Origin of the sequence: Acidipropionibacterium jensenii DSM 20535, from assembly GCF_000425285.1 — a bacterium.
In the GTDB taxonomy this organism is placed as follows: Bacteria; Actinomycetota; Actinomycetes; order Propionibacteriales; family Propionibacteriaceae; genus Acidipropionibacterium; species Acidipropionibacterium jensenii.
In genome coordinates this window covers 37,681-61,744 of record NZ_AUDD01000009.1, presented here as the reverse complement: position 1 = coordinate 61,744, position 24,064 = coordinate 37,681, and the positions used below count along the sequence as shown (strand labels likewise).

Annotated in this window: 21 protein-coding genes and 1 pseudogene; 19 read left to right on the top strand and 3 right to left on the bottom strand. The window is 69.3% G+C overall.

Annotated features, from left to right (window positions below):
* Positions 1 to 111: 111 nt before the first annotated feature.
* A complete protein-coding gene (locus tag H590_RS0107620; RefSeq protein WP_028703089.1) occupies positions 112 to 1,113 on the top strand; it encodes a TerC/Alx family metal homeostasis membrane protein in 1,002 nt (333 codons plus the stop codon).
* Here H590_RS0107620 and H590_RS0107615 read toward each other — a convergent pair.
* Positions 1,102 to 1,737, bottom strand: coding sequence for a maleylpyruvate isomerase family mycothiol-dependent enzyme (locus H590_RS0107615; RefSeq protein ID WP_028703088.1), 636 nt, complete (start codon positions 1,735 to 1,737; stop codon positions 1,102 to 1,104). The genes H590_RS0107620 and H590_RS0107615 overlap by 12 nt on opposite strands.
* A gap of 202 nt (positions 1,738 to 1,939) precedes the next feature.
* On the opposite strand from H590_RS0107615, the gene uvrA reads away from it, so the two are divergent.
* Positions 1,940 to 4,969 (top strand): excinuclease ABC subunit UvrA, encoded by a 3,030-nt coding sequence (gene uvrA, locus H590_RS0107610; protein WP_028703087.1) that lies wholly within the window; start codon positions 1,940 to 1,942, stop codon positions 4,967 to 4,969.
* An 89-nt stretch (positions 4,970 to 5,058) separates the two neighbouring features.
* Positions 5,059 to 5,412, top strand: coding sequence for a hypothetical protein (locus H590_RS0107605; protein WP_028703086.1), 354 nt, complete (start codon positions 5,059 to 5,061; stop codon positions 5,410 to 5,412).
* An 87-nt stretch (positions 5,413 to 5,499) separates the two neighbouring features.
* Here H590_RS0107605 and H590_RS0107600 read toward each other — a convergent pair whose 3' ends face one another.
* Positions 5,500 to 5,910, bottom strand: a complete 411-nt coding sequence (locus H590_RS0107600) for a Rieske (2Fe-2S) protein (protein ID WP_028703085.1) — start codon at positions 5,908 to 5,910, stop codon at positions 5,500 to 5,502.
* Positions 5,911 to 6,275: 365 nt separating this feature from the next.
* On the opposite strand from H590_RS0107600, the gene H590_RS0107595 reads away from it, so the two are divergent.
* Entirely contained in the window at positions 6,276 to 6,731 is a 456-nt protein-coding gene (locus tag H590_RS0107595; RefSeq protein ID WP_232020975.1) for a hypothetical protein, read from the top strand.
* A gap of 11 nt (positions 6,732 to 6,742) precedes the next feature.
* Here H590_RS0107595 and H590_RS0107590 read toward each other — a convergent pair whose 3' ends face one another.
* The gene (locus H590_RS0107590) at positions 6,743 to 7,492 is read right to left on the bottom strand and encodes a histidine phosphatase family protein (RefSeq protein ID WP_028703083.1); all 750 of its coding nucleotides are present in this window, start codon (positions 7,490 to 7,492) and stop codon (positions 6,743 to 6,745) included.
* Between the two features lie 249 nt (positions 7,493 to 7,741).
* Between H590_RS0107590 and uvrC the strand changes: the two genes are divergently transcribed.
* The 15 genes and pseudogenes from uvrC to rplU all read left to right on the top strand — a co-directional run bounded on the left by uvrC (position 7,742) and on the right by rplU (position 24,056).
* Entirely contained in the window at positions 7,742 to 9,757 is a 2,016-nt protein-coding gene (gene uvrC / locus H590_RS0107585; RefSeq protein ID WP_028703082.1) for an excinuclease ABC subunit UvrC, read from the top strand.
* A 28-nt stretch (positions 9,758 to 9,785) separates the two neighbouring features.
* The gene (gene rapZ / locus H590_RS0107580; RefSeq protein ID WP_084149355.1) at positions 9,786 to 10,676 is read left to right on the top strand and encodes an RNase adapter RapZ; all 891 of its coding nucleotides are present in this window, start codon (positions 9,786 to 9,788) and stop codon (positions 10,674 to 10,676) included.
* A 53-nt stretch (positions 10,677 to 10,729) separates the two neighbouring features.
* The gene (locus H590_RS0107575; protein WP_028703080.1) at positions 10,730 to 11,695 is read left to right on the top strand and encodes a gluconeogenesis factor YvcK family protein; all 966 of its coding nucleotides are present in this window, start codon (positions 10,730 to 10,732) and stop codon (positions 11,693 to 11,695) included.
* 69 nt (positions 11,696 to 11,764) lie between these two features.
* A complete protein-coding gene (gene whiA, locus H590_RS0107570; RefSeq protein ID WP_028703079.1) occupies positions 11,765 to 12,751 on the top strand; it encodes a DNA-binding protein WhiA in 987 nt (328 codons plus the stop codon).
* Positions 12,752 to 12,899: 148 nt separating this feature from the next.
* Positions 12,900 to 13,907: a type I glyceraldehyde-3-phosphate dehydrogenase gene (gap, locus tag H590_RS0107565; RefSeq protein ID WP_028703078.1), complete on the top strand. Its 1,008-nt coding sequence runs from the start codon at positions 12,900 to 12,902 to the stop codon at positions 13,905 to 13,907.
* A gap of 128 nt (positions 13,908 to 14,035) precedes the next feature.
* Positions 14,036 to 15,244: a phosphoglycerate kinase gene (locus H590_RS0107560; protein ID WP_028703077.1), complete on the top strand. Its 1,209-nt coding sequence runs from the start codon at positions 14,036 to 14,038 to the stop codon at positions 15,242 to 15,244.
* Positions 15,244 to 16,023, top strand: coding sequence for a triose-phosphate isomerase (gene tpiA / locus H590_RS0107555; protein ID WP_028703076.1), 780 nt, complete (start codon positions 15,244 to 15,246; stop codon positions 16,021 to 16,023). The genes H590_RS0107560 and tpiA overlap by 1 nt, the downstream gene beginning before the upstream one ends.
* A gap of 111 nt (positions 16,024 to 16,134) precedes the next feature.
* On the top strand, positions 16,135 to 16,377 hold the full coding sequence (gene secG / locus H590_RS0107550) for a preprotein translocase subunit SecG (RefSeq protein WP_051238293.1): 243 nt from the start codon (positions 16,135 to 16,137) through the stop codon (positions 16,375 to 16,377).
* Positions 16,378 to 16,439: 62 nt separating this feature from the next.
* The gene (locus H590_RS0107545; protein WP_051238292.1) at positions 16,440 to 16,796 is read left to right on the top strand and encodes an RNA polymerase-binding protein RbpA; all 357 of its coding nucleotides are present in this window, start codon (positions 16,440 to 16,442) and stop codon (positions 16,794 to 16,796) included.
* Complete coding sequence (locus H590_RS0107540) at positions 16,793 to 18,256, top strand: bifunctional folylpolyglutamate synthase/dihydrofolate synthase (protein WP_028703073.1); 1,464 nt, start codon at positions 16,793 to 16,795, stop codon at positions 18,254 to 18,256. The genes H590_RS0107545 and H590_RS0107540 overlap by 4 nt, the downstream gene beginning before the upstream one ends.
* Before the next feature lie 38 nt (positions 18,257 to 18,294).
* Positions 18,295 to 18,618 (top strand): DUF4233 domain-containing protein, encoded by a 324-nt coding sequence (locus H590_RS0107535; RefSeq protein ID WP_084149364.1) that lies wholly within the window; start codon positions 18,295 to 18,297, stop codon positions 18,616 to 18,618.
* A 23-nt stretch (positions 18,619 to 18,641) separates the two neighbouring features.
* Positions 18,642 to 19,079, top strand: coding sequence for a nucleoside-diphosphate kinase (gene ndk / locus H590_RS0107530; RefSeq protein ID WP_028703071.1), 438 nt, complete (start codon positions 18,642 to 18,644; stop codon positions 19,077 to 19,079).
* Complete coding sequence (locus H590_RS15545; protein WP_051238291.1) at positions 19,076 to 20,716, top strand: glycoside hydrolase family 3 protein; 1,641 nt, start codon at positions 19,076 to 19,078, stop codon at positions 20,714 to 20,716. The genes ndk and H590_RS15545 overlap by 4 nt, the downstream gene beginning before the upstream one ends.
* A gap of 1,242 nt (positions 20,717 to 21,958) precedes the next feature.
* Positions 21,959 to 23,575 (top strand): annotated as a pseudogene (locus H590_RS19420) (Rne/Rng family ribonuclease); the annotation flags it as partial.
* 172 nt (positions 23,576 to 23,747) lie between these two features.
* On the top strand, positions 23,748 to 24,056 hold the full coding sequence (rplU, locus tag H590_RS0107515; protein WP_028703069.1) for a 50S ribosomal protein L21: 309 nt from the start codon (positions 23,748 to 23,750) through the stop codon (positions 24,054 to 24,056).
* Positions 24,057 to 24,064 lie beyond the last annotated feature (8 nt).

Sequence of the window (24,064 nt, the reverse complement as noted above, 5' to 3'; positions counted from 1 at the left end):
CACCACGATCGTGCCATCGCGATCCGGCCACGCAGTTCCGGTTGCCCGGGTGATGCCGGGAGCCGGGACGGACGAGACCTCCGGACCCTCAGCACGCCTTCGGAGGCCCGGGTGCACATTCATCCCTATGTCTGGATTCTCACCATCGTCGTCATGGTGGGGCTGCTGCTGGCCGACGCGCTGATCCTGGGCCGACGTCCCCACATGCCCTCGATGAAGGAGTGCAGCGCCTTCATCGGGCTCTACGTGGTGCTGGCCGGACTCTTCGGGCTGGGCGTCATTTTTCTCCAGGGGGCCGAGCACGGCAAGGAGTTCTTCGCCGTGTGGCTCACCGAGTACAGTCTCTCCCTGGACAACCTGTTCATCTTCATCGTGCTGATGACCAAGTTCAAGGTGCCCGGCTACCTCCAGCAGTTCACCCTGCTGATCGGCATCATGGTGGCGCTGATCTTCCGCGGGGTGTTCATCGGGCTGGGTCAGGTCGTCCTCAATGCGTGGGCCTGGGTGTTCTTCATCTTCGGTGGATTCCTCATGTACTCCGCCATCGGCCTGGTCCGCGACTACTTCTCCAAGGACCCCGATGAGGGCGAGGAGGACGCCGGCGACAACGCGGTGACCCGCTGGATGCGGACCCATCTGCCCACCACCGGCGACTACCGGGGCACCTCCTTCCTGGTGAGGGAGGACGGCAAGGTGCTGGCCACCTCGCTGCTGACCGTCGTCATCGCGCTGAGCACCGCCGACCTGATGTTCGCCCTGGACTCGATCCCGGCGAGCTACGGCCTCACCGATGAGGCCTATCTCATCTTCACCGCCAACGTCTTCGCCCTGATGGGGCTGCGCCAGCTCTACTTCCTGCTCGGCAACCTGCTCCACAAGCTGGTCTACCTGCCGCTCGGGCTGTCGGTGATCCTCGGATTCATCTCCGTCAAGCTCATCCTGCACGCCCTCAACCACTACGGGTTGGATCGCCGATGGTTCGGCATCACCACCGAGATCTCCACCGAGGTGTCGCTGGGGGTCATCGTCGGCACCCTGGTGATCACCGCGGCGGCCAGCCTGATCCGCTCCCGGTCCGCCGACGGCCCGGCCGCCCGGGACTCAGCCCAGTAGCGGCAGGGCCAGGTTCTGCGCTCCGCGCAACTGGTCGGACCCGGTGCGGCCGGACAGCCAACCCGCCAGGGCGGCGTCCGAGCCGCGGACCGTGGTGGCGTAGCCGGAGCCGCCGATCCGGTCGGTGAGCCCGGAGTCGCTGATGATCCGCATCGCCGGGGTGCTCATCCGGCGCCGCAGCCGGAAGCACACCCAGGCCAGCAGCCAGCGGCCGGCATCGGCGGAGATGTCATCGAGGCTGAAGCCGACGTCCAGATCGAGGTGGTGCAGGAGCACCTCGGAGAGTCTGACGGTGGGCAGCTGACTCGTCTCCACCTCGAGTCCGGGGGCCAGTTCCACGGAGGAGACGGGAATCTCCTCCAGCAGGTCGAAGGCGCCGTGCAGGCGCCCGGCGCTGGTGTCCAGATCGATCTGGAGGGCCAGTCCGTCCCGTTCGGAACCGCGCTCGATCTCCTGGTCGCGGGCCGCCAGGGACGGGTAGAGCGGGACATGGCGTCCCAGGGCCAGTTCCTCCACCAGCCGGGTGAGGGCGTCGGCGTTGCGGGCCAGGTGGGTGGCGACATGCGCCCGGGTCCAGCCGGGCAGTCTGCTGGGAGACTGCCACTGCTCGTCGGAGATGCCCATCGTGCTGCCGAGCAGCCGCTGGGTGGCCTCGAGCTTGGCGGCGCGAACCTCGTCCGTCCCGGCGTCGATCCGCAACCCCCCAGTCCTGGTCGATTCGGAGATCATGGGTCCAACCTAGTGCGCCACCGCCGTCCACCACGGGGTGCGTGCCCCGAGCGCCCGGAACTGGAGCGTCGCAGAACTGTCAGAGTCGACACATACGATGAACCCCGTGAGTGATCGCATCATCGTCCGGGGAGCCCGGGAACACAATCTGCGCAACGTCAGCCTGTCACTGCCGCGCGACGCCATGATCGTGTTCACCGGCCTGTCCGGGTCCGGCAAGTCCTCGCTGGCCTTCGACACCATCTTCGCCGAGGGCCAACGCCGCTACGTGGAGTCCCTGTCGGCCTACGCCCGGCAGTTCCTCGGCCAGATGGACAAGCCCGATGTCGACTTCATCGAGGGGCTCTCCCCGGCGGTGTCCATCGACCAGAAGTCCACCTCCCGCAATCCCCGGTCCACGGTCGGCACCATCACCGAGATCCACGACTACCTGCGGCTGCTGTGGGCGCGGATCGGGGTGCCGCACTGCCCCGTGTGCGGGGAGCGGATCTCCCGGCAGACCCCCCAGCAGATCGTCGACCGGCTGATCGCACTGCCGGAGGGGACCCGCATCCAGGTGCTCGCCCCGGTCATCCAGGGCCGCAAGGGGGAGTACGTCGAGCTGTTCCGTCAGCTCGTCACCGACGGCTACACCCGGGTCCGGGTGGACGGGGAGGTGCACCGCCTCGACGACCCGCCGGCCCTGGACAAGAAGCGCAAGCACAACATCGAGGTGGTCGTCGACCGGATCGCGATCAAGGAGTCCGCCAAGCAGCGCCTCACCGAGTCCGTGGAGGCCGCCCTGGGGCTGGCCCACGGGGTGGTCGCGATCGACTTCGTCGACCGGGAGCAGGCCGCCCCGGACCGGATCCGGCGGTTCAGCGAGAACATGGCCTGCCCCAACCAGCACGACATCGACATCGACGAGCTGGAGCCCCGGCAGTTCTCCTTCAACGGCCCCTGGGGGGCCTGCCCGGAGTGCTCGGGGCTGGGCACCACCCTCGATGTCGACCCCGACCTGGTGGTCCCCGACCGGCAGGTCAGCCTGTCCGACGGTGCGATCGCCCCCTGGTCGACCCCGCAGGTCGCCAATCACTACCGGCACGTCTTCGAGGCCCTCGGCCGCGACAACGACTTCGACCCCGAGCTGGCCTGGCAGGACCTTCCCGCCCATGCCCGCGCCCTCGTCCTGCACGGCGACGGGGATCCGGTGATGATCAGCTACCGCAACCGGTTCGGCAGGCTGCGCAGCTACTCCCAGAACTACGAGGGAGTGATGCACTACGTGCGGCGCCGCTATGACGAGGCCGAGACCGACACCGCGCGCTCCCGGTGGGGCGCCTACCTGCGGGAGAGCCCCTGCCCGGCGTGCCAGGGTCGGCGGCTCAAGCCCGCCAGCCTGGCGGTGACGGTCGGGGACCGCGACATCGCCGAGGTCTCCGACCTGTCCATCGGTGACGCCTGGACCTTCCTGGAGTCCCTGGAACTGAGCACCCGCGAGTTGGCCATCTCGGAGCGGGTGGTCAAGGAGGTCCGGGCGAGGCTGCGGTTCCTCATCGACGTCGGCCTGGACTACCTCACGCTGTCCCGCTCGGCCGGCTCGCTGTCGGGCGGGGAGGCCCAGCGGATCCGGCTGGCCACCCAGATCGGTTCGGGGCTGGTCGGCGTCCTCTATGTGCTGGACGAACCCTCCATCGGGCTCCACCAGCGCGACAACCGGCGACTCATCGAGACCCTCATCCGGCTGCGCGATCTCGGCAACACCCTCATCGTCGTGGAGCACGACGAGGACACCATCCGGGTGGCCGACTGGGTGGTCGACGTCGGCCCCGGAGCCGGCGAGCACGGCGGAAGGATCGTGGTCTCCGGGCCGGTGAGCGAGTTGATGGCCAGTCGCGAGTCCATCACTGGCGCCTACCTGTCCGGACGGCGGTCCATCCCGCTGCCTGCTGACCGGCGTCCCCGCACCGGCCGCGACGTCGTGGTGCGCGGCGCCCGGCAGAACAACCTCAAGGGGATCGACGTCTCCTTCCCGCTCGGCCAGCTCGTGGTGGTCACCGGGGTGAGCGGCTCGGGCAAGTCGACCCTGGTCAACCAGATCCTGTTCCGCTCCCTGTCCCACCGGATCCAGGGGTCGCGGGCGGTGCCCGGCAAGCACGACACCATCGACGGGGTGGGCAATGTCGACAAGGTGATCCACGTCGACCAGTCCCCGATCGGGCGGACCCCGCGGTCCAACCCGGCCACCTACACCGGCGTCTTCGACAAGATCCGGGCGCTGTTCGCCCAGACCCCCGAGGCGAAGGTCCGCGGCTATCTTCAGGGCCGGTTCTCCTTCAACGTCAAGGGGGGACGCTGCGAGAACTGCCAGGGCGACGGGACCATCAGGATCGAGATGAACTTCCTGCCCGACGTCTACGTCCCCTGCGAGGTCTGCCACGGGGCCCGGTACAACCGGGAGACCCTCGAGGTGCACTACAAGGGCAAGACGATCGCCGAGGTCCTCGACATGCCGATCGAGGAGGCCTGCGCCTTCTTCGAGCCGATCCAGGCGATCCACCGCCACCTCAAGACCCTGGTCGAGGTGGGACTGGGGTACGTCCGGCTGGGCCAACCGGCCACCACCCTGTCGGGAGGCGAGGCGCAGCGCGTGAAGCTGGCCACCGAACTGGCCCGGCGGTCCACCGGCAACACCCTCTACGTGCTGGACGAGCCGACCACCGGCCTGCACTTCGAGGACATCCGCAAGCTGCTCGCCGTGCTGGGGAGGCTGGTCGATCAGGGCAACTCCGTGATCGTCATCGAGCACAACCTCGACGTCATCAAGACCGCCGACTGGCTCATCGACATGGGCCCGGAGGGCGGCAACGGGGGCGGCACGGTCGTCGTCGAGGGCACCCCGGAGCAGGTCGCCGCATGCCCGCAGTCCTACACCGGGAAGTACCTCAAGGAGGTGCTGGACGGCCACGAGGTGCCGGTCGGCGACCAGCCTGTCGTCATGAGGCCGGTGGCTCACAAGGGGATCGGGCGGACCAGCAGCGCGAAGACTGGAACTGCGAAGACCAGTAGTGGCAAGGCGGGCCGGAAGGCGGCGGGCACCCGCAGGCCCAGCACGGCCGGGGCGACCAGAACCCGGAAAGCCTCCTGATCTTCTCCCCGTAGATCGGCCGGAGGATGCCCCGGTCGGCGCTGAGAAGGCAGGATGGCCCGTGCACACGCACCTGAGAGGAGCCAGAGATGGCCAGCAATCCCATTCCCAAGGACCCGAGGGTGGGTCGCGCCGACGCCGAGGCCGTCCTCGCCGCCCGCAAGGAACTCGGCGACTCCATGGACCCGGCCCTGGTGGACTCCTTCGCCTCCAGGGTGACCGCGGAGATCCAGCAGCAGATGGCCGCCGAGCGCGGCGCCCAGGTGGCCCGGTCCACCGGTGCCGTGCCGGCCGGCGGCCGGATCGCGGTGGCCATCGTCTCGGTGGTGATGGCCATCCCGCTGACCGGGATCATGATGGGCACCCACGGCGGCCTGCTCGGAACCCTCATCTGCTGGGTCGGACTGGCCGTCGTCAACATCGCCCTGGCGCTGAGGCGCTAGGACCGCTCACCCGAGAGAACCCGCAGTCGCTGAGCGGTCGGGGGAGCGCCCGCCCGGCGAACCGGCATCCGCGGACCGTCCGGAGTGTCAGGCGGAGACCTTCAGGGTGGATCCCTCCACGGTGACCTTCGCGCTGCCCAGACCGCTGGTGGCGGGACCCTGGACCACCGAGCCGTCGGTGATCTTGAACCGGGACCCGTGGCAGGGGCAGATGATCTGCCCGTCGGCGACCTTGGAGACGTCGCACCCGGCGTGCGGGCAGACCGCGCTGAACGCCTTGTAGGAGCCCTTGGTGGGCTGGGTGACGACGAATCCGGCCTTCTTGCCGAGCACTGCACCTCCGCCGACCGGCACCTGGTCGGCGTCGATGGTGGCCGGGGCGGACGGCCCCACCCCCTGGGAGCTGCCGCCCCCGGAACAACCGGTGAGGGCCGCTCCGGTGGCCAGTGCAGCGATCCCGAGACCGCCCCTGAGAATGGTGCGCCTGGTGGGTGACATGTGAACCTCCTGGTTACTGAACCGCGCAGTTGGACTTCTCTTGGCGCGTCCTTGGGTTGTCGGCGCTGCCGCCGCCACTTCTGACGCTACTCAGGTACCTACGACTACACGTTCGGGGAAGCGGATCGCCGCGTGCACAGCGTAGGCGAAAGCCTTTTCTGAGATGGCGTGTGGGGCGTGCACCGTGAGAGGGCAGGCGGATGGGCGGGGTCCTTCAACGGTTTCGGGTACCGGTAGGTGGTGACAGTCAGCGAGTCCAGCAGTGCGGACTTCTCCCTCTTGGAGGCGCCCGGCAGGCGTTGCGGTGTAGCTTGAACGAACCGTATTCGCGGGTGGGATGTCTGCAACGCAAAGTCGGTGACGCTGTGCTCCAGCTCTGGAACCTGAACAAGGGTCGGATCTTCTGGTTCAAAGGAATCGATGGACCGGTTGAGTTGTCCGACAGTGATCCAGCCATGACCGCCGAGGCGCGCAACGCCTCGGGCCGGTGGGCCATCGCAGCGCGAGGGCCCGTCAGTGATCTGGCCGCGCCGGCCTACGAGCATCAGGATCGGGACGAGTTCATGGGCGCCATCGAGGGCCTGCTGGAGTGGCTTGATCTTGAATGCGATGATGCGGTCATCGCCGAAGTGGCGCGCTATTTCCACCGGGACAACGTCTCCTGTGCCGAGCAGTGGAATCGCACTCCGCCACATGCGACGACTGTTGTCTCCATGGACGGAGAACCCATTCAAGCCCATGTGTGGCGATTTCCGGGTGCCTCGGTGCTCGCCATGGACTGTCACACCCTCGTCGTCGCTCTCCTGGTCGAGCACGAGTAGAGAGCTTCGGCTCACCGCGTCCCGGGGTTGCCGGTGGCGTGAGCGTTGGCTCCGGTGACCATTCCCGCGGCGACGAGATGGTCGACCCGGTTGATCCAGTGCACCTCGATCTTGTCACCAGGCATGAGTTCGACCATCGAGGTCGAGGTGTTGGCGAGGTCGAACCACCAGGGCTCGGTCCCGGCGACGAAGCCGCCCAGGGTCTCCTGGCGGCCGGGGCAGATGATCGCCGAGAGGATGAGGGCTCCGATCGCACCGTGGGCGACGATCGCCACGCAGTCGTCCTCGTCGTGGGCCTCGCGCACCCAGGCGGCGATCCGGACGGCCCGCGCGGCGGCCTGCTGGGGGGTCTCGACCTCGCCGGTGTACCAGCCCCGCTCGGTCACCGAGCCGGGGAAGACTGCCCTCGCGGTGATCGCCGACAGCTCTGCGAGGGGAGAACCGGGTGCGGCCCTCACCGTCTCCCCGAAGCCCTCGGTGGGGCCCGGGCGCTCGTAGAGGAAGTCCTCCACCTCCAGCGGTAGGTCCAGGGCCTCGGCCACCGGGGCGGCGGTCTGGAGAGTCCGTCTCATCGGGGAGCAGTAGAGCCGGGTGGGCCGCGGGTCGACACCGCCGATCCAACCGGCCAGGGCGTCGGCCTGACGGGCCCCCAGCTCGGTGAGCGCGGGATCGGCCACCCGGCCCGCGCCGAAGACCTCGGCGCCCTGAGCGGCCAGGGCATTGTTGGCGGACTGGCCATGTCGGATCAGCATCAGGTGCACGGCCTCAGGTTATCGGGGTGCCGGGGATGTGGCCTGCGTGCCCGGCAACGACTCCGGGGTGCACATTTCACTCGCGCAACAGCCGGTGAGTCGTCCTGGCGGCCGGGGACGGGTGTTGCGCGAGTGAAATGTGCACGTTCGGCTCGCGAGTCCCCGCCGTCGATGGCGCGGGGAGGCAGCACCGCAGCGCGGAGGCAGCAGCCCAGTGACGCGGAGGCGGTGTCTGCGCTGCCGCTTATAGTGCGATACATGGCCGATCCGTCCAGCTACCGCCCTGCCCCCGGCACCATCCCCACCGACCCCGGGGTGTACCGGTTCAGCGACGAGCACGGCCAGGTGATCTACGTCGGCAAGGCGAAGAACCTGCGCAACCGGCTCAACTCCTACTTTCAGGACATCTCGGCCCTGCACCCGCGCACCCAGCGGATGGTGACCACCGCCGCCCACGTCCAGTGGACGGTGGTCCAGAACGAGCTGGAGTCCCTTCAGCTCGAGTACACCTGGATCAAGGAGTTCGACCCGCGGTTCAACGTGATGTACCGCGACGACAAGACCTATCCCTGGCTGTGCGTCACCTGGAGCGACGAGTTCCCCCGGGTCTTCGTGGGGCGGGGCGCCCACCGGCGCGGATGGCGCTACTTCGGGCCCTTCGGCCAGGCCTGGGCGATCCGCGACACCATGGAGACCCTGCTGAGGGTCTTCCCGATGCGGTCCTGCTCGACCGGGGTCTTCAACCGGGCCCGGGCCCAGGGCCGGCCCTGTCTGCTCGGCTACATCGGCAAGTGCTCGGCCCCCTGCGTGGGACGGATCACCCCCGAGGCCCACCGCGACATCGCCGACGACTTCTGCTCCTTCATGGCCGGCCGCAGCACCGGTCTGGTCCATCGCATCGAGCGGCAGATGGAGGACGCCGCGACCAACCTCGAGTTCGAACGGGCCGCCGTGCTGCGGGACTCCCTGGGCGCCCTGGCCAAGGCCACCGAGCGCAACGCCATCGTGCTGGGCGATGGCACCGACGCCGATGTCATCGCCCTGGCGATGGACCCCCTGGAGGTGGCCGTCAAGATCTTCCACGTGCGCGGCGGACGGGTCCGCGGGGAGCGCGGATGGGTCGCCGACCGGGCCGACGAGGCCGGGGCCCCGGACCTGATGGAGACCTTCCTGCTCCAGCTCTACGGGGCCGGCGACGTCTCCCGCGGCCAGGTCCGCGAGACCGGCCAGGGCCCGGTGGTCCCCAGACTCGTGATGGTCTCCCACGAACCGGCCTCCCTGGACGCGATGACCGATCTGCTGAGCGAGTCCCGAGGCTCCCATGTCGAGATCCGGGTGCCACAACGCGGCGACAAGCGCACCCTGATGGACACCGTCACCCGCAACGCCGAGGAGGCGCTGGCCCAGCACAAGCTGCGCCGGGCCTCCGACCTGGCCACCCGCACCCGGGCCCTCGAGGAGATCCAGGAGGCCCTCGGTCTGGACCGGGCGCCGTTGCGGATGGAGTCCTACGACATCTCCCACATCCAGGGCCATCAGGTGGTCGGCTCGATGGTGGTCTTCGAGGACGGGATGCCCCGCAAGTCCGAGTACCGCCGGTTCATCATCAAGAGCTTCGACGGCTCGGACGACTTCGCCGCCATGCACGAGGTGCTCTCCCGGCGTCTCCGACGGCTGCTGGACGACCGCGAGGCGATGGCCGGGGGAGTCGCCGACGGGGACACCACCGGCACCCTCATCGACCCGACCACCGGCTCCCCCCGGTCGTTCGCCTACGCCCCGAGCCTCATCGTGGTCGACGGCGGCGCCCCCCAGGTGCACGCCGCCCAGGAGGTGCTCGAGGAGTACGGCCTGGCCGACGAGATCGCACTGTGCGGCCTGGCCAAGCGCCTGGAGGAGGTGTGGCTTCCCGACGAGGAGTGGCCGGTCATCCTGCCGCGCACCTCCGAGGGCCTCTACCTGCTGCAGCGACTGCGCGACGAGGCCCACCGGTTCGCCATCACCTTCCACCGGGAGCGCCGGTCCAAGGCCATGATCGAGTCGGTCCTCGACGGGGTCCCCGGGCTCGGCGAGGTCCGCCGCAAGACCCTGATGCAGCACTTCGGCTCCCTCAAGGCGCTGCGCGCCGCCAGCGCCGACCAGATCGGCGAGGTGCCGGGATTCGGCCCGGTGCTGGCCCGCTCGGTGGTCGAGGCGCTGACCGCCGACAGACCGCTGCCCGCAGTCAACACCGCCACCGGCGAGGTCCTCGAGGACGGTCCAACCGCACCCTGACCGCCGCCCGGGGTCCTACCATGGCCCCGTGAGCACACATGACCACTCCAGCCGGGACGACGACACCGGTCCGCAGCGCGTGGTCGTCATCACGGGAATCTCGGGTGCCGGACGGCGCACCGCGGCGCACGCGATGGAGGATCTGGGCTGGTACGTCGTCGACAACCTGCCCCCGACCATGCTGGGGGCGCTCATCGACGAGACCTCCGAGAACGGGGTGGACCGGCTGGCCGTCGTCCTGGACGTCCGCACCCGCCGGATGTTCGAGGGCATCGACGTCGCCCTGACCGACCTCACCCGACGCGGGATCGATCCCGAGACGGTCTTCCTGGAGGCCTCCGACGAGGCGATCGTCAAACGTCAGGAGTCCAGCCGTCGCCCCCTGCCGCTGCAGCACGGCGGCCACCTGATGGACGCCATCTCGCTGGAACGCCGGATGCTCTCGGGGATCCGGGCCGCCGCCGACCTGGTCATCGACACCACCTCGATCAATGCCCGCCAGCTGGCCCAGCGGATCGACTCGGTCTTCGGCGGCGAGGACGCCCCGCTCACCATCCAGCTGATGACCTTCGGGTTCAAGCGAGGCGTCCCGATCGACGCCGACCTGGTCTTCGACGTGCGCTTCCTGCCCAACCCCTACTGGGTGCCGGAGCTGCGGCCCAAGACCGGACTGTCACCCGACGTCGCCTCCTACGTGCTCGCCCAGCCCGGCGCCCGGCAGTTCATCGACCGGGTCGACGAACTGCTCGAGGGAATGGAGCCCGGCTACATCCGGGAGGGCAAGAAGCAGGTGACGGTCGCCATCGGCTGCACCGGAGGCAAGCACCGCAGCACCGCGATCGCCGAGGAGCTGGCCACCCGGCTGCGCTCCAGGGGCCGGCCGGTCGCCGTCCTGCACCGGGATCTGGGAAGGGAGTGACGGTGTCCTCGACTCACGACACGACGACGGGGCGGACCAGCGGCGCGAGCCGGCTGAGCTCCGAGAGCTTCGGCGAGGGCCCGGTGGTCACCGCCTTCGGGGGCGGCCACGGCCTGGCCGCCTCGCTGCGGGCGCTGCGCCGGGTGACCTCCCGGATCACCGCCGTCGTCACGGTGGCCGACAACGGCGGCTCCTCGGGCCGGCTGCGCGAGGAGTTCTCCTGCCTGCCGCCGGGGGACCTGCGCCGGGCACTGGCGGCGCTGTGCGCCGACGACCGGGTCGGGCGCACCTGGGCCGAGGTGCTGCAGGCCCGCTTCCACGGGGACGGCGAACTCGCCGGCCATGCCATCGGCAATCTCCTCATCGCCGGGCTGTGGCAGGAGCTCGGCGACCCGGTCGCCGGTCTGGACATGGTGGGGGAGCTGCTCGGCACCCGCGGCCGGGTGCTGCCGATGTCCCTGGTCCCCCTCGACATCTCGGCGGAGGTCATCGGTCTGGACCCGATGCGCCCCGACGAGACCTACACCCTCACCGGGCAGTCCACCGTGGCCAAGACGATGGCCGAGGTGCTCACCGTGCACCTGGATCCCGCCAACCCGCCGGCCTGCCCGCAGGCCGTCGAGGCGATCCGGGAGTCCGACTACCTGGTGCTGGGCCCCGGATCCTGGTTCACCTCGGTGATTCCCCACCTGCTGGTCCCCGAGATCGCCGACGCGATCATCGAGTCGCGGGCCCACAAGATCCTCACCCTCAACATCGCCCCCACCGAGGAGACCGACGGGTTCAGCCCCGCGCGCCACCTGGAGGTGCTCGCCGAGCACGAGGCGAGGATCCGCTTCGACACCATCCTCGCCGACCGCGGATTCGCCGGCGAGGACGCCCATCTGGCCAGCTACGCCCGCAACCTGGGGGCCGAACTGGTCGAGGCCGATCTGGCCGCCAGGGACGGTTCGGCTCGACACGACACGCTACGGTTGGCCTCCGCCTACGCCGAGATCATGGGCTGTCTGCCGCACTGACCCGACCCCCGGCCCAGATCCGCCCTCCCGACACCCCTGATCCCCCGACCCCCGGAAAGGACTCACCAGATGGCTCTCACCGCTCGCGTGAAGTCGGAACTGTCGACCGTCGTGGTGCCCAAGATGTGCTGCCGGCGCTCGGAGATCGCGACGACTCTGCGCTTCGCCGGTGGGGTCCACCTGGTGAGCGGACACATCGTCATCGAGGCTGAGCTGGACAGCGGCGGGGCGGCCCGCCGGCTGCGCCAGGCCATCCAGGAGATCTACAGCCTGGACCCCGACGTGGTGGTGGTGCGCGGTTCCGGGATCCACCAGAACACCCGCTACGTGCTGAGACTGGCCCGCGGCGGCGGTGATCTGGCCCGACTCACCGGCCTCATCGACAGGCACGGCCGGCCGGTCCGCGGTCTGCCGACCGCGGTGGTGGGGGGCGGCCAGTGCTGCCAGGCGGCGGCCTGGCGGGGCGCCTTCCTGGCACGCGGCTCGCTCACCGAACCGGGACGGTCGATGGCGATGGAGATCACCGCTCCCGGCTCGGAGTCCGCGATGGCCCTGGTCGGGGCCGCCCGGCGGTTGGACATCCCGGTGAAGTCCCGCCAGGCCCGCCACGTCGAGCGGGTGGTGATCCGCGACGGGGACGCGATCGCCGCGATGCTCACCCGGATGGGGGCCCACGAGTCCCTGCTGGCCTGGGAGGACCGGCGATTGCGCCGCGAGGTGCGCGCCTCGGCCAACCGGCTGGCGAACTTCGACGACGCCAACCTGCGACGCTCGGCCAGGGCGGCGGTCACCGCCAGCGCCCGGGTGCGCCGGGCACTGGAGATCCTCGGCGACGACGTCCCCGACCATCTGCTGGAGGCCGGCAGGCTGCGCCTGGACAACGGCAACGCGAGTCTGGAGGAGCTCGGCCGGCTGCACGTCCCGCCGCTCACCAAGGACGCCGTCGCCGGACGGATCCGCCGGCTGCTCGCCACCGCGGACAAGGCGGCCAGGGCCCGGGGGATCCCCACCACCCTGGAGAGCCTGCCCGCCGAGATCCGCGACGAGCACTCCTGAGCTGGTCATTTCAGGGGCTCAACCGCGGTCCTGCTGAACGAACGTGAAAAAGGCAACCCTCCGTGCGCCTTTCTGAGAAGTTTTGGCTATCCTTAGGGGTGTCCGCGTGCCCCGCGGGGCACACATCTCACCTGTAGGAGATCCCTGAATGACCGTCAAGGTTGGTATCAACGGGTTTGGTCGCATTGGCCGCAACTTCTTCCGCGCACTGCTCGAGCAGAAGGCGGATCTGGACGTCGTCGCCGTCAACGACCTGACCGACAACAAGACCCTGGCTCACCTGCTCAAGTACGACTCGCTGCTGGGCCGCTTCCCCGGTGAGGTGTCCTACGACGAGGCGGGCATCATCGTCGACGGCAAGCACATCAAGGTGCTGGCCCACCGCGACCCCGCCGAGCTCCCCTGGGGCGAGCTGGGCGTCGAGATCGTCGTCGAGTCCACCGGCTTCTTCACCGATGGCACCAAGGCCAAGGCCCACCTCGACGGTGGCGCCAAGAAGGTCGTCATCTCCGCTCCCGGCAAGAATGTCGACGGCACCTTCGTGATGGGCGTCAACGACGCCGACTACGACAACGCCACCGACAACATCATCTCGAACGCGTCCTGCACCACCAACTGCCTGGCTCCGCTGGCCAAGGTGCTCAACGACGAGTTCGGCATCGAGCGCGGCATCATGACCACGATCCACTCCTACACCGGCGACCAGAAGCTTCTGGACGCCCCCCACAAGGATCTGCGTCGCGCCCGCGCCGCCGCCCTGAACATGATCCCGACCAAGACCGGTGCCGCTCAGGCTGTCGCCCTGGTGATCCCGGCCCTCAAGGGCAAGTTCGACGGTCTGGCCGTTCGCGTGCCGACCCCGACCGGCTCCCTCACCGACCTCACCTTCGAGGCCTCCAAGGAGGTCACCGTCGAGTCCGTCCAGGCTGCGGTGAAGAAGGCCGCCGAGGGCCCGCTCAAGGGCATCCTGGCCTACACCGAGGACCCGATCGTCTCCTCCGACATCGTCCACGACTCGCACTCCAGCATTTTCGACGCCACCGAGACCAAGGTCATCGGCAAGCTCGTCAAGGTGCTGTCCTGGTACGACAACGAGTGGGGCTACTCCAACCGTCTCGTCAACCTCACCCAGCTCGTCGCCAGCAAGCTGGCCTGAGCGCGTTGAGCCCTTCGGCGTGACATGCACGACGGCCCCGTGCCCCTCGCGGGGCGCGGGGCCGTCGTTCGCGTCCGCCGCCATCACACGTGTACCGAACCATTACGGAAGCACAGAAAGGATCGTCCATGAAGTCAGTTGAAGACCTCGGCGACCTGTCAGGCAAGCGGGTCGTCATCCGCTGCGATTTCAACGTCCCGCTGGATGGCCAGACCATCACCGACGACGGCCGCATCAAGGCCGCCCTGCCCACCTTGGAGCAGCTGCACCAGGCCGGTGCGCGCACCACGGTGCTGGCCCACCTCGGACGCCCGAAGGGCGCGGTGGACCCCACGTTCTCGCTGGCCCCGGTGGCCAAGCGTCTCGGTGAGCTGATGGGTCTCGACATCAAGCTCGCCACCGACGTCGTCGGCCCCTCGGCCCAGCAGACCTCCGCCTCCCTCAAGGACGGCGAGATCGCCCTGGTGGAGAATGTCCGCTTCGAGAAGGGCGAGACCTCCAAGGACGAGGCCGAGCGCACCGAGCTGGCCAAGAAGTACGCCTCCTTCGGCGACTTCTACGTCTCCAACGGATTCGGCGTCGTGCACCGCAAGCAGGCGTCGGTCTACGACGTCGCCAAGCTTCTGCCGAGCGCCGCCGGATCCCTGGTCGCCAAGGAGGTCAAGGTCCTCGAGGGCCTGACCGCCGACCCGAAGCGCCCCTTCGTCGTCGTTCTCGGCGGCGCCAAGGTCGCCGACAAGCTGGCCGTCATCGACAACCTGCTCAAGGTCGCCGACACCCTGGTGATCGGCGGCGGAATGGCCTTCACCTTCATCAAGGCCCAGGGCCACGAGGTCGGCACCTCGCTTGTCGACGACGACTCCCTCGAGGCCGTCAAGGGCTACCTCGCCCAGGCCAAGGCCGCCGGCAAGTCGATCCTGCTGCCGGTGGACGTCCGCGTCTCCGACTCCGTGGACTTCGGCGCGCACACCGTCGGCGAGATCGACGTCGTCGACGCCGACCAGATGCCCGCCGGCAAGATGGGCCTGGACATCGGCCCCAAGAGCGAGAAGCTCTACGCCGATGCCATCCGCTCGGCCGCCTCGGTGTTCTGGAACGGCCCGATGGGGGTCTTCGAGATCAAGGGCCTGGAGGAGGGCACCCGCGCCGTCGCGCAGGCCCTCACCGAGGTCAAGGGCCTGTCGGTCGTCGGTGGCGGGGACTCCGCCTCCGCGGTCCGCTCGCTCGGTTTCGCCGACGACCAGTTCGGCCACATTTCCACCGGTGGTGGCGCCTCCCTGGAGCTCATGGAGGGCAAAGAACTTCCCGGTATCGCAGTCCTGAAGGAGAGCAACTGATGTCCCGCAAGCCGATTCTGGCCGGAAACTGGAAGATGAACCTGGACCACCTGGCCGGCCTGAGCCTGGTCCAGGACCTGGGTGCAGCCCTGGCCGACAAGGACCACGACCCCAGCAAGGCCGAGGCCGTCGTCATCCCGCCGTTCACCGACATCCGCACCGTCCAGGTGCTGGTCGAGGGCGACAAGCTGCCGATCGCCTGGGGAGCCCAGGACATCTCGGCCCACGATGACGGCGCCTACACCGGAGAGATCTCCGGCTCGATGCTGGCTGCACTCAAGTGCTCCTACGTCGTCGTCGGCCACTCCGAGCGCCGCCAGTACCACGCCGAGTCCGACGCGCTGGTCAACGCCAAGGCCAAGAAGGTCATCGAGTACGGGATGACCCCGATCATCTGCTGCGGCGAGGCCCTCGAGGTCCGCAAGGCCGGCAAGCACGTCGAGCACACGGTGGCTCAGATCGAGGGCGCGCTGGCCGGGATCGACGCCGCCGATGTCGCCAAGCTCGTCATCGCCTACGAGCCCATCTGGGCAATCGGCACCGGCGAGACCGCCACCGCCGACGACGCCCAGGAGGTCTGCGGCGCGATCCGCAAGGCCGTCGAGAAGCTCTACGACGCCCCGACCGCCGAGGCCGTCCGGATCCAGTACGGCGGCTCCGTCAAGCCGGGCAATGTCGTCGAGATCATGAGCAAGCCCGACGTCGACGGCGCGCTGGTCGGAGGGGCCTCCCTCAAGGCCGGCGACTTCGCCGACATCGTCACCTTCTACCAGAAGTGACCGCCTGAGGATCTCCTCGACGAACCGCTGCGCCCCGGGTCACCGACCCGGGGCGCAGTGTTCTGTTCGCCATTGTGAGTTAGGGTAGCGGTTGTGATTTCAGCCCCCCTCATGACATGGCCCGTGATGACCTTGTCGATCATCCTGTGCGTGTTCAGCGTGATCCTGACCCTGTTTGTGCTGCTGCACAAGAGCAAGGGTGGCGGGCTGTCCGACCTGTTCGGTGGGGGAGTGTCCACCTCGATGGGCGGCACCTCGGTGGCGGAACGCAATCTAGACCGGCTGACGGTGATCATGGGCCTGCTGTGGCTGGCCTGCATCATCGGCCTGCTGTTCGTGTACCGGTACGCCTGAGTCGGCGTCCGGACCATTTCAAGTACGACAGCAACAGACATCAATAGGAGAGTGACCGGGACGTGGCTGGTGGAAGCGCTATCCGAGGCAGCAGAGTAGGTGCCGGGCCGGCTGGTGAGGCCGAGCGCGGAGAGGCCGCACCCCGCGAGGTGGTGCAGTACTACTGCTCGAACCACCATGTGGTCCGTCCGGTGTTCTCGGCGGAGGCCACGGTGCCCGACACCTGGGAGTGCCCCAAGTGTGGGATGCCGGCCAATCGCGACCGGGAGAACCCGCCCGCGCCGCCGAAGATCACCCCGTACAAGACCCACCTGGCCTATGTGAAGGAGCGTCGCAGCGACGCCGAGGCCGCGGCCATCCTGGCCGAGGCACTCGCCAGCCTGCGCGAGCGTCGCCGCAACGGCGAGGTCATCTATTGAGAGCGACGACCCATCGCACGCTCGTCGAGGGACTGCAGGCACGCTGGCCCGAGCACCGGATCGGCCCGGGGCTGGATCGCGAGAGGGCGATCCTGGACCTGCTCGGCAACCCCGAGCGGGCCTACCCGGTGATCCAGGTCGCGGGGACCAACGGCAAGGGGTCCACCGCGATCATGATCGACTCCCTGCTGCGGGCCGCCGGTCTGCGGGTGGGTCGGTACACCTCACCGCACCTGGTGGACCTGCGGGAGCGGATCTGCATCGACGGCGAGCCGATCGGCGTCGAACGGTTCGATGAGATCTGGGAGCAGATCGCACCGATGGTGCGAATGGTCGACGAGCAGCACATCGACGGCATCGAGCCGACCTTCTTCGAGGTGATGACGGCGATGGCCTTCGCGACCTTCGCCGACACCCCGGTCGACGTCGCGGTGGTCGAGGTGGGCCTGGGGGGCCGGTGGGACGCCACCAACGTGGTCGACGCCCAGGTCGCCGTGGTCGCCCCGGTGGCGATGGACCACATGCACATCCTCGGTGACACGCTGGCCAAGATCGCCGGCGAGAAGGCGGGGATCATCAAGCCGGTGAGCAGCGCGGTGATCGCCGGCCAGAAGCCGGAGGCCGCCCAGGTGCTGCTGGCCCAGTGCGCCGACGTGGGGGTCAAGCCGATCCTCGAGGGGCCGGACTTCGGGCTGCTGGACCGCCGTGGCGCGGTCGGCGGCCAGGTGATCCGGATCCAGACCGCCGGCGGCCCGCTGGGGGAGCTCTTCCTGCCGCTGTTCGGCGAGCACATGGCGCACAACGCCGCCCTGGCGGTGGCCGCCGTGGAGACCTTCATGGGAGGCAAGCCGCTCAACCCCGAGATCATCGAGCAGGGACTGGCCGATGTGGTCGCCCCGGCCCGGCTCGAGGTGGTGCGGCGGACCCCCACCATCGTGCTGGACACCTTCCACAACCCGCACGGTGCGCACTCGGCGATGGCCGGGCTCACCGAGGCCTTCGACCTGAACCCGCTGGTCGCCGTCGTCGCCGCGATGCGCGACAAGGACGTCGACGGGGTGCTCTCGGAGATGTCGGAGGCGGTCGGCCGGGTGGTCCTCACCACCATGCCGGAGCTGCCCCGGGCACTGCCGGTGGCCGAACTCGACGAGATCGCCTCGAAGTACTGGGACGCCGACCACCGGATGACCTGTCCGACGGTCTCCCAGGCCCTCGAGGAGGCGGTCCGGATCGCCGACATGTCCGGCCCCGGTGCCGGCGTGCTCGTCGGCGGGTCGGCGGTGCTGGCCGGCCAGGCCAGAGCCATCCTGGTGCCCGACGGGATCAATCACGTCCATGCCGGGCCGCAGGCGGTGGTGGAGACCCCTCAGCTGTCCGAGGAGCAGATCGCCGCCATGGAGGGGGAGGTTCTCGAGCCCGTCGAGGAGGATCCCACCGACGGCGACGAGGAGTCCTGGTGAGGGTCTCCTCCCTCGCCCGGCTGGCCCCCGGCAATCCGATGCGCACCCCGCTGGCGGCCACCCTGATCAGCGAGGTCGTCGTCTTCGGGCTGGCGATTCCCGGGATGATCCTGGTGTCGGCGGTGCCGGCGGGCACCGCCGCCCTGCTGGGCGGACTGTGCGCCCTGCTGGCACTGGTCGCGGCGGCCGGCCTTCGGCGCGGCTGGGGCTATCCGGTGGCCTGGCTCACCCAGGTCGCGGGGATCGCGCTGGGACTGGCCACCCCGATGATGTACCTGGTCGGGGTGATCTTCGCGGTGATCTGGGTGGCGAGCTTCGTGATGGGACGCCGACTCGAGAAAAGGTCGCCCGACACCCACTGAACCGGTGCGATATGGTCTTGGCCATGAGCGACAAGCAGAGAGTCCTCGTCCTCCTCAAGCCAGACGCAGTGAAGCGTCGTCTCATCGGAGAGATCATCGGCAGGTACGAGGCGCGCGGGCTGACGGTGCGGGCCATGGAGCTGCGCACGATCGACGCCGAGATGGCCGCCCAGCACTACGTCGAACACATCGGACGTCCCTATTACGAGCCCCTGGTGGAGTTCATCACCTCCGGCCCGCTGGTGGCGATGGTCCTGGAGGGACGCAAGGCGATCCCGGTGGTCCGCGCCATGAACGGGAAGACCGACTGCGCCGAGGCCGTCCCCGGCACCATCCGCGGGGATCTCGGGGTGCACTACCGTCGCAACCTGGTGCACGCCTCGGACTCCCCGGAGTCGGCGGCCCGCGAGGTCGCCCTGTGGTTCCCCCAGCTCGCCGAGGAGCCGGACGAGACCGCATGAGCCGGTCCCCCGGCGGTGACCCCCGGCCCGAGCAGATCCTGGCCCGGATGAGCCTGGCCGAGAAGGTCGGCCAGCTGCTGGTCTGCGAGATCTACGGCACCGATCCGGACCGGCCCCACCCGGGCAACCTCGACCACTTCGGCACCGCCGCCGCGGCCCGGGTGATCGAGGAGCTGCATCTGGGCGGGGTGGTCTACTTCCGCTGGACAGACTCCTTCGCCGATGGCCCCGAGCAGCTCGCCAGACTGTCCAACCGACTCCAGGCCGCGGCCACCGGGTCGGGGGCGGGAGTCGGACTGATGATCGCCACCGACCAGGAGCAGGGCCCCTCCAGCAGGTTCGGGCGCCCCGCCACCCCCTTCCCCGGGGCGATGCCGCTGGGTGCGATCGGGGATCTGGACGCCGCCCGCGCCGCCGCGGCGGTCACCGGCCGGGAGCTGGCGGCGGTGGGTATCACCACAGACCTCGCCCCGGACGCCGACGTCAACGTCAACCCGGCGAACCCGGTCATCGGGGTCCGCTCCTTCGGCGCCGATCCGGCCCGGGTCGCCGAGATGGTGGTGGCCCAGGTCGAGGGGTATCAGCAGGACGCCGGGGTGTCGGCCTGCGCCAAGCACTTTCCCGGCCACGGCGACACGGCCACCGACTCCCACACCGGACTGCCGGTCATCGACCACTCCCAGCAGGAGTGGCAGCACACCGACCTGCCCCCCTTCGAGGCGGCGGTGGCGGCCGAGGTCGACATGGTGATGACCGCGCACATCCGGTTCCCCGCCCTGGAACCCAGCGGCGAACCGGCCACCCTGAGCCGGGCGGTCCTCACCGACCTGCTGCGCACCCGGCTGGGCTTCCAGGGGGTCATCATCACCGACTCGCTGGAGATGGCCGGGGTGCGCCAGAGCCATTCGGACCGCGAGGTCCCGGTGATGGCGCTGGCCGCCGGCGCCGACCTCATCCTGATGCCGCCGGACCCGCGGGGGGCCCGCGACGCCATCGTCGAGGCGGTGGAGTCCGGGCGGATCGACCCGCGGCAGATCGACGCCAAGGTGCTGCGGGTGCTGAGGATGAAGGCCCGCCGCGGGATGCTCGACCCGGTTCCGGTCGACCCGGAGACGGTGCGACAGACGGTCGGCACCCCGCAGCATCTGGACCTCGCCGCCGATCTGGCGCGGCGCGCCATCACCCTGGTCCACCGGGGGAGGGTGGCGCTGCCGGTCGACCTGGCCGGCCGTCGGGTCCACGTCTGCGGGTGGCGGCCTCCGGAGCACGACCTGGTGTCATCCCTCGGCGACGCGCTGGAGGTCGCCGGCGCCACCCCGGTCGCCAGGGTCGATCGGGCCGATCTGGTGGTCTGCCTCACCCATGACGTCGCAGCGGGATCGGACCAGGCTCGGCTGGTCGCCGACCTGGCACGGGCCTGCCCGGCGGTGCTGACGGTCTCGGTGGGAACCCCCTACGACCTCTGGGAGCTGCCGGCTGAGGTCACTCAGCTGGCGGCGTACTCGTCGGCCGAGACGGTGCCCGCAGCAGTGGTGAAGGTTCTCACTGATGACCGGCCGCCGTGCGGGATGTCCCCGGTGGATCTCTCGGTGTGGCATAATCACCATCAGGTGACGGGGCACCGCCCCAACCTCTGAAGTCGGAGATCCATACCGCGACGCCACGGCGACCGCGGGGGATGACGGCGACAGAGCTCACCGCCAGCTTTTGCATCGCACCGGGAACCGGAACGTGCGGAACACTCCGCAGGAACGGGCCGGATGTCTGCCGCTCCACATTGCGAGCGGCCTCCCGGTGATCGTGTGCATCTGAACACGCCGCAAGGCGGAGGAGACCACATGGTCCAGGACAGCAACGACAGCACCACCTCGGAATCGACACCTGAGAAGTCGAGATCGCGACACCACAGGGCGGCGTCGCGACCGGCAGGGGCACCCACCACCCCCGCGATCACCGCCAGCCCGGCAGCCCCGGCCCTGACGATCGGCGCCGCGGGCTCCGGCGGCAGCGTCATCACCTCCGCGACAGACACCTCCGACCTTCCCCGCCCCCCGGTCGGACGTCGTCGTCGCGCCACCCGCTCGAGCAGTTCCCCGGCCGCCGAGAAGGCCGCCCCCAGGACGGCCGAGAAGCCGGTCGCCACGGCCGCTGAGAAGGCCGTTGAGAAGACCGACGAGAAGCCGGCCCGCACCACGCGCCGCCGCGCCACCCGCTCTCAGGCCCCCGGCACCGATGAGGGTGCCATCGACGCGGCCCTGTCGAAGGCCGCCGAGCACGCCGCCGACCGGACCGACGCTCTGGACGCCGCGGTCGCCAACCCCTTCGCCTCCGCCGACCCGAACCGGTCGACCGCAGACATCCTCGACTCGCTGGCCGCCGAGATCGGTGGCGAGGAGGCCGCCCCGAAGCGGACCCGTCGTCGTCGCACCCGTTCGGGCGAGAAGACCCCTGAGCAGAAGGACGGTGCACAGAAGGACGGTGCACAGAGGGACAACGAGCCGAACGACAACGAGCAGAAGCCCGCGGAGCAGCACGAGGAGGCCGCCGAGCAGGACGGCCCCACCGGCCAGGCTCCCGCCGACCGGGCCGGGGAGAGCTCCGCGCCCGATCAGCACGAGGACCAGCACGACGAGGACCACGAGGACCAGCACGGCGAGTCCGAGGACGCCGATGAGTCCCGCGGCACCCGTCGCCGTCGTCGTCGCGGAGGACGCCGCCGTCGTCGCGGTGAGGCCGCCGAGGACCACGAGGACCAGCACGGCGAGGACTCCGAGGAGTCCGACGGCGAGGATCAGCACGACAAGCACGAGAACCACCGGCACGAGGACCGCGAGAAGCAGGACCACGACCGCAACGGCGAGGAGGAGGCCGGCTCGAGCCGTCGTCGCCGCCGTCGTCGCCGTCGCCGCGGGGAGGACACCACCGGTGCCGACGACGACCCGAGCGACGTCGTCGTCAAGGTCCGCGAGCCGCGCCCGCGCCACTCGGTGACCGACGAGGTCACCGGGATCGAGGGGTCGACCCGCCTGGAGGCCAAGAAGCAGCGCCGCCGCGAGGGCCGGGCCGCCGGCCGGCGCCGCAGCGCGGTGCTCACCGAGGCCGAGTTCCTGGCCCGCCGCGAGCAGGTCGAGCGCCGGATGGTGGTGCGCCAGTCCGAGGACTACTCCCAGCTGGCGGTCCTGGAGGACGGGGCACTGGTCGAGCACTACGTCGACCGGTCCTCGGCGGCCTCCTCGATCGGCAACATCTACCTCGGCAAGGTGCAGAACGTGCTGCCCTCGATGGAGGCGGCCTTCGTCGACATCGGTCGCGGCCGCAACGCCGTCCTGTACGCCGGCGAGGTCGACTGGTCGAGGTACGGCAAGGAGGGCGAGCCCAGGCGCATTGAGCACGCCCTGAAGTCGGGCGACCAGGTGCTGGTCCAGGTGTCCAAGGACCCGGTGGGTCAGAAGGGCGCCAGGCTCACCAGCCACATCTCGATCCCCGGTCGCTTCATCGTCTACTCCCCGGGCGGACAGCTGTCCGGGATCTCCCGCAAGCTCGCCGACACCGAGCGCAAGCGGCTGAAGAAGATCATCGACAGCAACATCCCCTCCGACGCTTCCGTGATCGTGCGGACCGCCGCCGAGGGCGCCTCCGAGGAGGACCTGGAGCGCGACATCAATCGCCTCAAGGCCCAGGGGGAGGTCATCGAGCGCAAGGCCAAGAGCAGCCACGCCCCGGCGATGCTGTACACCGAGCCCGACCTGACCCTGCGGATCATCCGCGACCTGTTCACCGCCGACTTCACCGAACTGGTGGTGGCCGGTGCCGGTGGGCCCGATGACGCCTACGACACCATCAAGGGCTACATCGACCACGTCGCCCCCGATCTGGGCGGCCGGCTGACCCGCTGGGACACCGAGACCCAGGGCGATCCCTTCGCCCAGTACCGGATCGACGAGCAGATCGCCAAGGCCCTGGAGCGCAAGGTCTTCCTGCCCTCCGGCGGCTCCCTGGTGATCGACCGCACCGAGGCCATGACGGTCATCGACGTCAACACCGGCAAGTTCACCGGATCGGCCGGCAACCTGGAGGCCACCGTCACCGCCAACAACCTGGAGGCGGCCGAGGAGATCGTCCGCCAGCTCAGGCTGCGCGACATCGGCGGCATCATCGTCACCGACTTCATCGACATGGTGCTTCCGGTCAACCGGGAGCTGCTGGTGAGGCGGCTGGTGGAGTGCCTGGGACGGGACAGGACCCGCCACCAGGTCTCCGAGGTGACCTCCCTGGGCTTGGTGCAGATGACCCGTAAGAAGATCGGCACCGGACTGGCCGAGGCCTTCACCGAGGAGTGCAAGGAGTGCGGCGGCCGGGGATATCATCGGTTCACCGAACCTGTGGACTCGCAGGCTCCGGCCGACGGCGGGGAGAGGTCGGCCCACAAGGGTCGCTCGAACCACTCCCGGTCGGGATCGAAGCACTCGGGCCACGGCTCCAGAAAGTCGGACTGAGGTGTGACTCCGGCCGTCGGCAGCAGCGTTTTGACCCCGTAGGGGTTCAACGGTAAAGTTGGCGGCCGGTCCGACCTGTTGGTGCAAGCTCGCCCCAGAGTCGGTCAGACTTCGGTCGGAACCCCCGTGGTTCCGTTTCATTGAGAAGACATCGAACGAGAGTAGGTCAGGCGTGTACGCGATCGTGCGTAGTGGCGGCCGCCAGCACAAGGTGGCAGTGGGTGACGTCGTCGAGATCGACAAGGTCACCGACGAGGTGGGCAGCAGCATTGAGCTGACTCCCCTTCTGCTGGTGGACGGCGAGTCTGTCACCTCACAGAAGGATGCCCTCGCCAATGTCTCGGTGACCGCCGAGGTGCTGGGTGAGGCCAAGGGTCCGAAGATCAGGATCCTCAAGTTCAAGAACAAGACCGGTTACAAGAAGCGCCAGGGGCACCGTCAGAAGTACACCCAGGTCAAGGTCACCGGGATCAAGGGCTGAAGGTAGGC

Coding starts and splice junctions, on each gene's coding strand:
- H590_RS0107615 (WP_028703088.1), bottom strand. CDS start 1,737: ATGGGCATCTCCGACGAGCAGTGGCAGTCTCCCAGCAGACTGCCCGGC.
- uvrA (WP_028703087.1), top strand. CDS start 1,940: ATGAACCCCGTGAGTGATCGCATCATCGTCCGGGGAGCCCGGGAACAC.
- H590_RS0107605 (WP_028703086.1), top strand. CDS start 5,059: ATGGCCAGCAATCCCATTCCCAAGGACCCGAGGGTGGGTCGCGCCGAC.
- H590_RS0107600 (WP_028703085.1), bottom strand. CDS start 5,910: ATGTCACCCACCAGGCGCACCATTCTCAGGGGCGGTCTCGGGATCGCT.
- uvrC (WP_028703082.1), top strand. CDS start 7,742: ATGGCCGATCCGTCCAGCTACCGCCCTGCCCCCGGCACCATCCCCACC.
- whiA (WP_028703079.1), top strand. CDS start 11,765: ATGGCTCTCACCGCTCGCGTGAAGTCGGAACTGTCGACCGTCGTGGTG.
- gap (WP_028703078.1), top strand. CDS start 12,900: ATGACCGTCAAGGTTGGTATCAACGGGTTTGGTCGCATTGGCCGCAAC.
- H590_RS0107560 (WP_028703077.1), top strand. CDS start 14,036: ATGAAGTCAGTTGAAGACCTCGGCGACCTGTCAGGCAAGCGGGTCGTC.
- tpiA (WP_028703076.1), top strand. CDS start 15,244: ATGTCCCGCAAGCCGATTCTGGCCGGAAACTGGAAGATGAACCTGGAC.
- secG (WP_051238293.1), top strand. CDS start 16,135: ATGACATGGCCCGTGATGACCTTGTCGATCATCCTGTGCGTGTTCAGC.
- H590_RS0107535 (WP_084149364.1), top strand. CDS start 18,295: ATGCGCACCCCGCTGGCGGCCACCCTGATCAGCGAGGTCGTCGTCTTC.
- ndk (WP_028703071.1), top strand. CDS start 18,642: ATGAGCGACAAGCAGAGAGTCCTCGTCCTCCTCAAGCCAGACGCAGTG.
- H590_RS15545 (WP_051238291.1), top strand. CDS start 19,076: ATGAGCCGGTCCCCCGGCGGTGACCCCCGGCCCGAGCAGATCCTGGCC.